We start from the raw sequence: 12,142 nt of genomic DNA on the forward strand, positions 1-12,142 counted from the left end.
CCGTTAGTAGGAAAAACGCCACATGTGAAGCTACGCTTAACGCTAAAAACCGCACATGGACATCATCAGCGTAGCGTTTATTAAAAAAGCTGCCTCATTTTATTTCTGATAAGCGGGTTGGCTCCCATCTATTCAATAGAATATGCAGACAGGCCATGACCAATAGGGTAAGCGTAAGAGCGACACTCATCGATGAAAAGCGGTACAGGGCGCTATAAACCAAATCTTGCTGAGGGCCTAGCGATTGACCAAATAGAATCCCCAACGTAGTAAGCCCAGCAAAACCAATCCCAGATCCGCCGCCTTCATAGATATGTTCTCTAGCAAAGAGCATCAACCCTAACCAGTAAAGCAGTACAACCAATAGGAAATGATGGCTCTGGGTATAAAGCAAAAGCTGCATCAGTAATGCCAAGTTGCATCCTAGCAACGTCCCCACCGCCCGCTTAGCGGCTGATATTCGTGCACCAGAATACCCCAGTGCAAATAGCACCAAGATGGTAGCCATCTGCGCAGAAAGTGACCCCTGCAAGTCAAATACCTGGAATACGACAAAAGAAAGTGTAGCGGTTAAAGCACCTATTAACGTTTCATGGCGTATTTGAGAGGGTGCTTTAGGGGCTCTAGGTGGTGGTTGGCGCGCTTCCACGTCTGGAAATAGCGTATGCATCAGCATAGCAATCAACACCGCCAAACCGCTCGCTAACAAGTTACTGGCTAATAGGTCGCTTAAATCAACATTCGGGTAGCTTGCGAAGTGGAGCAAAATACTTAACGTCAGCACGCCATTAGCGCCAAATAGGAACAACGCCCCCTTCGCCATCAGGTTAAACCGGAACAGAAATATCCCCAACACCACTAACGTCATCACCACGGGCATGTGTTTGAATAGGCCAACGACTAAGCTAACTTCAAGAACATTAAGCGACACGTTGGAAAAAAATTGACGGATAATGCTGCCATTCAAAATAGGCACCATACCCAGCAAAAACATCGGAAAAACGGTAAAAAACACACCGTAGTTCCAGCCCATAAGCTGGCTGACCATAAACCCGAGCGCGCCGCCCCCTGCTACCCGCAGACACTGCCGTAAACCATTTGGGGTCAACGCCGGCCGCTGAGTAAACACCCTACGCTCACTTTTAATAGACCGTTTAGTAGACCATTTAGTAGACATAGTGCAGCCAGCTGATTAGATGCGCCTGAAGCCATACAAAGGGCTTAGCCAATATAAAGCTGCTGGGCTCCAGCTGCACAGTGGCACGCGCGCCGCTGGGTAGTAAGTGGGCGGTTGATTCCTTTAACGCCACATGTACACGCATGCGCTGGGCATCACGTACCCACCGGTCGGTAGTAGGAATATCGGCCAGTTGGCCATCAGCAGTCAGCTGCCCTTCCCGCACGCCAGCATCCACAGCGAGTACTTGTGCATTAAACACTTGGCCCGGCCAAGCATCAAAGACGACTCTTGCTGGATCTCCCGGTGAGACATGGCGTAGGCTCTTTTCACGAAAATCAGCGACAATATCAATTCCATCCGCCACAACTGCTACGGCTGGTTGACCCGCCTGCACATAGTCACCCTCCTTTAGCTGAAGGTTCGTAACACTGCCTGACAGAGCAGCACGCACTTGAGTATGCTCGAGATCCAATTGCGCCTTGGCGAGCGCATTATCTGCTTGCCGCAAACGCAGGTTTGTTTCACCTGATTCGCCCAACTGCACTTCAAGGCTGACAATCTTGGCCTTGGCTGCCGCCACACTGGCCTTCGCAGTGTGCTCAGCAGCGACCAGCTGTTCATAGTGCTGACGTGAAACGCTCTGACGCGCCAGCAGTGTTTCCGCACGGCGCAGCTCTCCCTGCCGCTCAACAGCAGTGGCTTCAGCAGATGCCAGCTCCGCTTGCGCAGAGGCTAACTCGGCTTCCAACTGAGCATTCTCACGCTCGGCCTGTTCACGCTTTAACTGCGCTTGATCAACGGCTAATTGAAATGGCAACGGGTCTATCTGAAACAGAACATCGCCTTTAGAAACATGTTGATGATCGCTCACCCAAAGCTCACTCAAGGGGCCACTGAGCTCAGGCGAAATTCGCGCAACAGGACGCATCACTCTCGCTTCAGGTGTCATCGGCATAAAGCTATCGGCAAGCAAAAAATAGATAAACAGCAGCACAAAGGCGGTAATAGCCACCTTTACCCAGCGGGTAAATGTTTGATCGGGGGTCATGCAGAGCTCTCTTGTTAGTCACTAGGTTAGCAACCTAGCCTGCGCCATTCCTCGAGGGCGCACGATATAAGAGACTTTAGTCTAGCATCATTGTTAGCACGCTAACAATGATGCTAGAAATCCACTCTGCACTCTCTCTACAACTATCTTTATACAAACGATGCCGCACAAAGGCGGCACCGGTAAGGATTAGCAGTTGAGCTAGCGCCAGGAAGGCCCGCTCATAACATCAGGTAGCCATAACGCAATACTGGGGAAAGCCAGTACAAGTGCTAGGACCACTAACTGGGCGACAATGAACGGCACAACCCCCCAATACATATGCTTGAGAGTAATCTCTGGTGGCGTAATAGCCCTTAAATAGAAGATTGCCGGGGCAAGTGGAGGCGTTAAATAGCTTGTTTGCAGGACGACAAGGAATGCCACACAGAACCATATTTCATCGAAACCTAGCATGCGCACAATCGGCATTGCCACAGGAATGATGATGAGCACAACAGAAATCAAGTCCAGTACAAAGCCTGCAATAAAGGCAATCAACAGAATCAAACCGAGAATCATCCAGGGGCTTAAGCCGGTATCCATCAGTAGCGATTGCACCGTAGCCATGCCGCCAGAGGCAAAGAAAACCCCCGCAAACATACTGCCCCCCATGACAATCAGCAAAATCATTGCTGAGATATTCATGGTTTTGATCGCGGCATGCCACAAGACATCCCGTGTTAGATTGCGATATGCCAATGCCAGCAATACAGACCCAAGGGCACCACAGGCAGCCGCTTCTGTAGGTGTGGCCAAGCCCATTAAAATAGTGCCAAGTACAGTAAATATCAGCAGCATCGTGGGCAATAATGCGACCATGGTAACGCGCATTTTTTCCTGCCAGCTAACCTCAGGCTCGCTCTCATCTACCCGAGGGGCCATCTCTGGCTTTAAGTAGGCGATGCCAACGATATAGATCAGAAACATGATCGCCATCAAAAAGCCTGGTATCAGTAAACCGCTAAAAAGCGCTCCTACTGAAACGCCAGCGACAGGCCCTAACACCACGACAGTAATAGAGGGAGGGATAGCAGTCCCTAACGAACCACTGGCACAAATTGTTCCGGAAATCAGGCTTTTGTTGTAATGGTGTTTAAGCATTACGGGGATTGCAAGCATCCCTATAACAGCCTCGGTAGCCCCCACCACACCACTTGAGGCAGCAAACAGCGTGCCCATCACAATCGCACCTACCCCCAAACCACCGGGTAAACGGCGCGTCCACATATGAACCGCTTCAAACAGCCTTTCAGCAATTCCTGAGCGCTCGAGCATTGCCCCCATAAAGATAAAAAGCGGTACGGCAGCAAGAATAGAGTTAGAGGCGGTATCTTCGATTTTGGTTAATAGCTGATAAGCCGCCACATCACCAAACTGAATAATCCCAAAGCCTGTGGCTACCAAAATCATTGAAAATGCGATGGGGAAACCAGAAAAAATGAACGCCATTAGCGCCGGAAACATCAGTAACGATAAATAGCTGCTCATGCCGAGGGCTCCTCAGTTAGAGACTGGCCACGCAGTATCGCTACCGCCTTTAACATCTCCGCAACGACCTGTAGCGCGAGTAAGGCAAACCCAACAAACCAAACCGTTAAAATCGGCCAGACAATAGGGTTCCAAGCAGAACGGCCTGAGCGCTCATTGGAGTTGAAGGCTTGCAGGGCGTAATGAAAAAGCTCCCACACCAGCCAGCCTAAAATAGGCAAGAACAGGATATAGCCAATAATACGCAACAGTGCGTTAGCTTTGGCGCTCAACTGCATCGACACCAAATCTACGCTCACGTGCTGGCCTATGCGCAGTGCATTGGCCATCCCCAGCATGAACATTGCACCCATGACCATATAGCTAATTTCAAACGCCCACAGTGTTGGGCGCCCGGCAACATAGCGGCTGAACACTTCCACAACGAGCGCCCCCACTAGAGGAAAAATCAATATCGCCCCCACCCAGCCAGCCCAACGAGTTAGCGACTCAATCGCTTGAATTAGTTTCATGATGGCTACTCTTAGAAACACGTCATAAAAGAGAGGCTTAAACGCATGAAAGAGAGATCAAGGACCTCTCTTTCATGGCATTGATGGCTCGGTTAGCGGCCCATGCTGCCAATTGGCAGGCGATACTGCGGCCAAACGCTCATGGTGTCTTTAAAGTCACGCTGAGACTCAATGACGCGAGCAAACCACTCATTTTCAGCGGCATACTCATCTTCCCACTTGACGGTCTCTTCATAAATGGTATCGATAAAGGACTGGTCAAGATGAACAATTTCATTGGGACCATCAACCAACGCTTGATAGGCAGCTAAATCAGCAAAAGAACTGGCCAGCCAGGTTTCAAACACAGTGAGCTTACCGGCTAAACGCAGCATGTCTTGTTCATCTTCACTTAGCCCATCCCAGGTTTTTTCATTCACTTGGCACTCAAGAAAACCGCCTGACTGATGTACACCAGGAATAATCACGTATTGGGCCACTTCCTGGAAACCGGTGGGTTGGTTCATTTCAGGGCTACCCCACTCTGCCGCATCAATGACACCACGCTCTAGCGCGCTGTAAATGTCACCCCCCGCCATTACCACCGTGGATGCACCAAGCCGGGAGGCTAATTCAGACCATGCGCCGGAGGTACGTAAGCGTAACCCCTGGAAGTCCTCTAAGGTTTCTACACGCTTATTAGAGTGTAGGAAAATTTCAGTGCCTAAAATCGCACATGGGAATGCCACGACATCGAATACATCACGGCGATACTCTTCATATAGCTCAACGCCGCCACCTTCGTACATCCACAGCATGAACTCTTCAGGCGTCAAGCCGCTTGAGTGGCCCGCAAGCAGCGCAGTAGTCGGGTCAGTGCCATAGTCATAGTTGATATAGTTATGACTAATTTGAGCAACGCCTGATTTCACGGTATTGGTAACACGTAATGCACTGCCCAATGTGCCGCCAGGATAGATTTCAATAGCGATGTTGCCATTGGAAAGCTCACTAACGCGATCAGCGAACATTTGCGCATCACGTTCAAGCCAAGGGCCCCCGCTCCATGGGGTGGCCATGCGCCAGTTTTTTTCAGCGGCTTCCGCAACCGCTGAACCTGCTGTCAAAACGGTGCACAAACCCACAGCAACAGCAATTTTGTTCATTTTATACATGGTAGTTTCCTCTTGAAGGGAGCTTAAGCAAGTTAAGCGTTGGGCTTTATATTTTGGTTTTCGCCAACGTGACGCTTTGACATTACCACCTTCGCAGCTGCAGCATTTGGCCCAAACTAAGCAAAACTGTGCTGAATCTCAGATATGAGCCATTAAAAAACCCCCATGGCTTTTCAGCGATGGGGGTTTTCGTTGCTCGATCTTACATCACGTCATGAAATTAGAACCGATAGCGCAAACCGACACTGGCAGCGTCGAAGGTGTACGCAGACTTGTCCAGATAACGCATATAATCTGCGCCTAGTGACAGATTAGGTGCCACATCAAACTCTGCGCCTGCGCCGTAAGAGAAGCCGCTTTCACGGTCACGGTCAAAATCCACTTCTGTGAAGCCCGCCAAACCATACAAACGTACTTCTGGTGCAATTGGGATAATACCCTTGGCATATGCCCCAACTAGATAATCTAGCTCTACATCACCATCAGAGCCGCCAGTACCTAAATGCCCTTCAAGGGCAAAGAATTCATTAAACTGCGCACCACCGCGAAGTCGCAGACCGACGTCATCGCGGGAAGAGCCGCGGTCTGGGTCTAAGTTCCAGAACATGGCATCGCCGCCCACATATCCCTGTGGGTATTGAAAGGATTGTTGCGCTTGAGCCGATGCCGCGAAAGCACCAGCACCAGCCAAAAGCGCTGCGGAGGTGAGTGATAATACGGTCATCTTCATAATTTTAACCTCAGTTAAAAAACAGTGTTTCCTTACGCTTTTTAAGTGTGGCTCAACTCTATGGAGAACGCAATCCGTCAACCCCATTTGCATGTAATTTCCTTTTTCCTCCCTGGTTTACCGGCCTTTAGAAAGGCTGAGCACGACAATGCCGCTAACGACCACTGCCCCGCCAACCAATTGGCTAGGGCTAAGCATTTGTCCTAGCACGATATATCCAAGCAGTAAGGAAGCGACCGGTTCAAAATTCATGACCGGTGCATTACGTGCCATATCCAGGCGGGGCACAAAAATAAACAGTATTGAAAACCCACTGCCATACAGGACAGCCAGTAGCGTTAGCCCTATCCAGCCTGTGCTATTTTCCGGCAGGCTCATTCCTCCTGGCACCGCGCCAAGCAGGCCACCAACAATCATGGCGATAAACACAGTTTGCATGGTCAACAAGCTACGTAGCGTGCTGCCAACACCAGCCAGGCGGTGCTCAGTGATCCACAATGCACAGGCAAACGCGAAGGCCGCACTTAACCCAAAGCCAATCCCCGCTAACCACTCTGGCCCCATAGCATCTGCATTGGCCACCCAGCTGGGAATGTCGAGCACAACCAATAGCCCAATTAAAATAGTACCCATAATCAAGCAGCTACGCAGCGAAGGTCGGGACCCGCCCAGTGCCCAGCTTAGCAGTGCCAGTTGGATGGGGAAGGTGTTAACCAACAGTAGCGCAATAACCACCGGCAACCGTGCTACTGCCGAATAGAGGCTTACGCTTTGAATTGCGATCAGCAGCCCCACCGCAAGCTGCCATGGCCATGTACCAGATGGCAACCACAAACGTTTTTTCTGGACCACCACCAGCGTTAGCAAAATCAAACAAGCGACACCAGAGCGCATTAGCACCGCTAACAGCAAGCCGGCGCCGTTATCAAACGCCAAACGTGCAGATACATGGTTAGCCGCAAACATGGTAGCGACAGCGACCATCAGCAAAATAGCAAGATGGCGAGGCAGTAGCAGAGGGGACGATGTGGAAGACATAAGTGCAAAATAGCTCGCTGTAGCTAGAGTATGAAACCAGGATGCCGATATTTTATGTAGAAGGCTAACGAAATACCGCGTTAATATCATGCGGCGCAGCATGTTAAACTAAGGTCTAACCCCATTTCTATACTAACTACTTTACAAAGGTTGTTATGAACGCACCGGTGCTGGTCATTAACTGTGGCTCGTCTTCTATTAAATATGCGTTGATCGATTCAGACCCTCAGGCACCACGTTTAGCCGGCTTAGCTGAACGCTTGGGGAGCAGCGAAGCCCGTTTAAAAGGTAAAAACAGTGCTGGCGAAAGCTTTATCCAGCAACTGCCCGACGCTGATCACTCTGAAGCGCTAAGCGCCATACTTAAGTGCTTAGAAGGTCGAGTGCCCGGCGCCGTTGGTCACCGGATTGTTCACGGCGGCGAACACTTCACCCAAGCAGCTTTAATCGATGACAGCGTGGTCGCTGCTATCGAGTCAACATCTGCACTTGCGCCACTACACAACCCAGCTAACCTTGCAGGCATCGCTGCCACTAAAAAAGTGTTTCCAGAGCTGCCCCAAGTGGCCGTGTTTGATACCGCTTTCCACCAAACACTGCCGCCACGCGCCTATCGTTATGCATTGCCAGAAGCGTTGTATACCGAGCATGGTATCCGACGCTACGGCTTTCACGGCACCAGTCATGCCTTCGTAAGCCAGCGCGCCGGAGAGTTGAGCAACCGTGGAGCCGGTGGCTGGCTAACCGCGCATTTAGGCAATGGTTGTTCCACTAGCGCGGTTTGGAGTAACCAAAGCCTGGATACCAGCATGGGCCTTACCCCGCTGGAAGGCTTGGTAATGGGCACACGCAGTGGTGATGTTGACCCAGGACTGCACGCGCACCTGCATCGCCAGCTAGGCTGGTCATTGGATGAAATCGACAATGCGCTCAACACTCAGAGCGGGTTACTGGGACTTTCTGGCCTCACCAATGATATGCGCGAAGTGGAAGAACAAGCACTTGAAGGCCATCCTGGCGCCAAGCTGGCGCTAGGCGTGTTCTGTTACCGTATTGCCAAATCGCTGGCCGCACTCTCCTGCGCGCTGCCTAAACTCGATGGCGTTATCTTTACTGGCGGTATTGGCGAAAACTCACCGATCGTACGTAGCGAAGTACTTTCCCTACTGCCTCACTTCGGTTTCAGCATAGATAAAGCGGCTAACGAAACCACAATACGAGGCAAAGAGGGCAAATTAGATAGCGTCGGCCATGGCGGGCCGGAAGTGTGGGTGATTCCCACCGACGAAGAGGGCCGTATCGCCATGGAAACCCGCCTCTGTGTGGAGAGCCCTGAATGAACAGCCCCTCCGAGCAACCCCAAGCCATTTTACTCGTGCCTACCAGCATGGGTGTGGGGCTCACCTCAGCTTGCCTGGGCTTAATTCAAGCCCTGGATACCATTGGCCTAAAAGCCGGTTTTTTAAAGCCGTTTATGCAGAATGAGCTAAACGGCCCTGGGCTTGATCGCTCAACGGCACTGGTATCACGCACCTTGAATCAACGCCCACCATCGCCTATTTCCCAGGCGAGACTTGAACGCTTACTGCGTGATGATCAAGCCGATGAACTGATGGAAAACGTGGTCGAACTTTACGACCAAGTGGCCCAGCAGTCTTATCGTGACGGCAGCGCACTGGACTTAATCGTGGTTGAAGGCGTAGTGCCAACCCAGCACACCACTTACGCCCCCCAAACCAACGCGCAGCTGGCGGATGCACTTAACGCGCGTATTATTTTAGTCGGTACTGGCGACCTCCTCGAGCCACAACGGCTTGCCGAAGAGCTGGATATGCACGCACGCAGCTTCGGAGGTGTGAGTTCTAGCCGCACACTGGGCGGCATTTTAATGCGCATGAAGAATCTGCCTTATGGGCAGGAAGACGACCTTTCAGCAGCACCTGGCACCATTAAGCCTCAGTTGGAAGAGTCTGTTTTAAACGAACTGCGCCGTTACTCCCCTGCTTTGGCCACCGACCGTTTCCACCTGATTGGCGTAGTGCCCTACAGCAAAACACTCAGCGCTCCTCGCACCTTAGATGTAGCTCGTGCCCTAAACGCCAAGCTGCTAAACGAAGGCGAAGCGGTCAGCCGACGGGTACTCTCTACTAGCCTATGCGCTCGTAGCGCGGCCAATGCGCTACATATCTTCACGCCGGGCAGCCTAGTGGTAGCCTCAGGTGATCGTGACGATGTGATGCTGGCAGCTGCCTTAGCAACAATGAACGGCACTCAACTGGCGGGCGTGTTGTTGACCAACGGCTTCCTGCCGAACGACAACATGATTGAAATGTGCCGTCCTGCACTCAAAACCGGCCTACCGGTATTGGCAGTGGAAACCGACAGCTTGACCACGGCGCAGAATCTCAGCCAACTGAGTAGTGAAATCCCCATGGACGACTTCGAACGTGCCGAGCAGGTAGCACGTTATGTGGCCGCCCACCTTGATTTAGAGTGGCTGAAGGCCAAGCTCAATCTAGGTTACACCCGACGCCTTTCACCGTCAGCCTTCCGCCATCAACTGGTTAAGCTCGCTTTGCAGGCTAAAAAACGCATTGTGCTACCCGAAGGTGACGAGCCACGCACTATTGAAGCAGCAATTATCTGCCAGCGGCGCGGTATTGCGGACTGCGTCCTACTAGGCAAACGCGACGATATTGAAAGCGTTGCCCACCACCGAGGCCTTACGCTTCCCGAGACATTGACAATCATCGACCCTGAGAGCACCCGTGCTAACTATATTGGCCCCATGGTTGAGCGCCGTCGCGGAAAACTTAATGAGCTAACTGCCGAAGCCCAGCTTCAGGATAATGTAGTGCTTGGCACCATGATGCTGCAGTTAGATGAAGTCGACGGCTTAGTCTCTGGTGCAGTGCATACCACTGCCAATACGGTGCGCCCTGCTTTCCAACTGATTAAAACCGCTCCTGAATATAATCAGGTCTCATCCATCTTCTTTATGCTGCTGCCAGAGCAAGTAGTGGTCTACGGTGACTGCGCGGTTAACCCCGACCCAGATGCCGAAACTCTGGCCGAAATTGCCCTACAAAGTGCTCGTTCGGCAGAAGCCTTTGGCATTGAACCTCGGGTTGCGATGATCAGCTACTCCACTGGCGATTCCGGCACCGGTGCCGACGTAGATAAAGTGCGCGAAGCAACCCGTATTGCTAAAGAGCGCGCGCCGCATCTCGCCATCGACGGCCCACTACAATACGACGCTGCCGCAATTGAGAGTGTTGGTAAGCAGAAAGCCCCTGACTCACCGGTCGCCGGCCGCGCCACTGTCTTCGTTTTCCCCGACTTGAATACCGGCAACACCACTTACAAAGCCGTACAGCGTAGTGCCCGGGTGGTTAGCGTTGGCCCGATGCTTCAAGGGCTAAATAAGCCAGTGAACGATCTTTCCCGTGGTGCGCTAGTGGATGATATCGTCTACACCATCGCGTTGACTGCCATTCAGGCCAGCCAGCGGGAAAGCTAGGCAACCAAACGTAGCGGTCTGCACGTACAGCACGACGTTACGTTCCCAAGGTTGGCTCTTTAGACTGCTCCAGCATATGAAGGCCAGCCTTGGTTTTATCTTACTGACACACGCTAGCGTGTATTGACTAGTTTATCGGTATACCGGGTGGCGACGGCACAATTCCACCACTTGCTCCCGCACCCTACTTGCCACTTCTGCGCTGGCACCCAGCTCTAGTGCATCTAATACGTCGCATAGCCAACCTGCCAGTTGCTCGCACTCCACGATCCCGAAACCACGGGTGGTAACGGCCGGAGTGCCAATACGTATCCCTGATGTCACAAAGGGCGAACGAGGGTCATTCGGTACTGAGTTTTTGTTTGCTGTGATGTAAGCGTTGCTCAGCGCCGTATCCGCATCCTTACCGGTATAGGGTTTGTCCGATAGGTCGATCAGCATCATGTGGTTATCAGTCCCACCAGACACGATCTTATAGCCACGCTGTTGCAGTACAGCAGCCATGGTTCGGGCGTTAGCTACTACCTGCTTCTGGTAGGTTCTGAACTCCGGCAGCAGCGCTTCCTTGAAGGCAACTGCTTTGGCAGCAATGATGTGCATCAGCGGACCGCCCTGGATACCGGGAAATACGGCTGAGTTAAGCTTTTTGTAGAAGTCTTCGCCTTGCCCCTTCGCCAGGATGATACCGCCACGCGGACCACGCAAGGTTTTGTGAGTGGTGCTGGTCACCACATGGGCGTGAGGCAGAGGATTAGGATACTCACCCGCCGCGACCAAGCCGGCCACATGGGCCATATCCACCCAAAAAATCGCTCCCACCTTATCGGCGATGGCACGCATGCGCGCCCAATCCTTGCGACGTGAGTAGGCAGAAAAGCCGCCAATCAACATTTTTGGACGGGTTTCTAATGCAATGCGCTCCATCTCTTCGTAGTTGATCAGCCCGGTCTCGGGGTCAAGGCCATAGGGCACAATATTGTAATGACGCCCAGAGAAGTTGGACGGATTACCATGGGTAAGGTGGCCACCCTGGGCCAGGTTCATGCCCATCACGGTATCGCCGGGGTTAGTCAACGCCAGAAACACCGCTGCATTGGCCTGTGCGCCAGCATGGGGCTGGACGTTAGCATAGTCACAATCGAATAATGCCTTCACCCGCTCAGTGGCAAGTCTCTCTGCCACGTCCACGTTCTCACAACCGCTATAGTAGCGTTTACCAGGATAGCCTTCGGCATACTTATTGGTGAACACCGAGTTCTGGATAGCCATCACCAGCGGGCTGGCGTAGTTCTCGGAGGCTATCAGCTCAACATGATCTTCCTGGCGGCGCTCTTCGTCCCTAATAGCCCCCGCTAGCTCAGCGTCAAATTCAGCAAGGGGCATTTCAGCAAAAGGCATTTCAGCAAGAGCCATAGATGAGTCGTACATGA

The 12,142-nt window shown here is 52.1% G+C and carries 10 protein-coding genes; 2 read left to right on the forward strand and 8 right to left on the reverse strand.

Features of this window, described 5'->3' with window-relative positions; all coding sequences use genetic code 11:
- Positions 1-94 precede the first annotated feature (94 nt).
- From CPA45_RS11315 to CPA45_RS11345, 7 genes are all read right to left on the reverse strand, one after another.
- Positions 95-1,177: a DUF2955 domain-containing protein gene (locus CPA45_RS11315; RefSeq protein ID WP_422822029.1), complete on the reverse strand. Its 1,083-nt coding sequence runs from the start codon at positions 1,175-1,177 to the stop codon at positions 95-97.
- The gene (locus CPA45_RS11320) at positions 1,167-2,228 is read right to left on the reverse strand and encodes an HlyD family secretion protein (protein WP_096651646.1); all 1,062 of its coding nucleotides are present in this window, start codon (positions 2,226-2,228) and stop codon (positions 1,167-1,169) included. The genes CPA45_RS11315 and CPA45_RS11320 overlap by 11 nt, the downstream gene beginning before the upstream one ends.
- 201 nt (positions 2,229-2,429) lie before the next feature.
- Entirely contained in the window at positions 2,430-3,758 is a 1,329-nt protein-coding gene (locus tag CPA45_RS11325) for a TRAP transporter large permease (protein ID WP_096651647.1), read from the reverse strand.
- Positions 3,755-4,270, reverse strand: coding sequence for a TRAP transporter small permease subunit (locus CPA45_RS11330; RefSeq protein WP_096651648.1), 516 nt, complete (start codon positions 4,268-4,270; stop codon positions 3,755-3,757). The genes CPA45_RS11325 and CPA45_RS11330 overlap by 4 nt, the downstream gene beginning before the upstream one ends.
- Positions 4,271-4,362: 92 nt before the next feature.
- Positions 4,363-5,424 carry a type 2 periplasmic-binding domain-containing protein gene (locus tag CPA45_RS11335; protein ID WP_096651649.1) on the reverse strand — a complete coding sequence of 354 codons (1,062 nt, stop codon included), beginning with the start codon at positions 5,422-5,424 and terminating at the stop codon, positions 4,363-4,365.
- Positions 5,425-5,644: 220 nt separating this feature from the next.
- On the reverse strand, positions 5,645-6,154 hold the full coding sequence (locus CPA45_RS11340; RefSeq protein ID WP_078086655.1) for a porin family protein: 510 nt from the start codon (positions 6,152-6,154) through the stop codon (positions 5,645-5,647).
- 117 nt (positions 6,155-6,271) lie between these two features.
- A complete protein-coding gene (locus CPA45_RS11345; RefSeq protein WP_096651650.1) occupies positions 6,272-7,192 on the reverse strand; it encodes an EamA family transporter in 921 nt (306 codons plus the stop codon).
- 155 nt (positions 7,193-7,347) lie between these two features.
- Here CPA45_RS11345 and CPA45_RS11350 point away from each other — a divergent pair, with 155 nt between their 5' ends.
- Both CPA45_RS11350 and pta read left to right on the forward strand, forming a co-directional pair.
- Entirely contained in the window at positions 7,348-8,532 is a 1,185-nt protein-coding gene (locus CPA45_RS11350; protein ID WP_096651651.1) for an acetate/propionate family kinase, read from the forward strand.
- The gene (gene pta, locus CPA45_RS11355) at positions 8,529-10,712 is read left to right on the forward strand and encodes a phosphate acetyltransferase (RefSeq protein WP_096651652.1); all 2,184 of its coding nucleotides are present in this window, start codon (positions 8,529-8,531) and stop codon (positions 10,710-10,712) included. The genes CPA45_RS11350 and pta overlap by 4 nt, the downstream gene beginning before the upstream one ends.
- Positions 10,713-10,844: 132 nt before the next feature.
- Here pta and glyA read toward each other — a convergent pair whose 3' ends face one another.
- The gene (glyA, locus tag CPA45_RS11360; RefSeq protein ID WP_096651653.1) at positions 10,845-12,140 is read right to left on the reverse strand and encodes a serine hydroxymethyltransferase; all 1,296 of its coding nucleotides are present in this window, start codon (positions 12,138-12,140) and stop codon (positions 10,845-10,847) included.
- Between the last annotated feature and the right edge of the window lie 2 nt (positions 12,141-12,142).

Origin of the sequence: Vreelandella nigrificans, from assembly GCF_002374315.1 — a bacterium.
Lineage (GTDB): Bacteria > Pseudomonadota > Gammaproteobacteria > Pseudomonadales > Halomonadaceae > Vreelandella > Vreelandella nigrificans.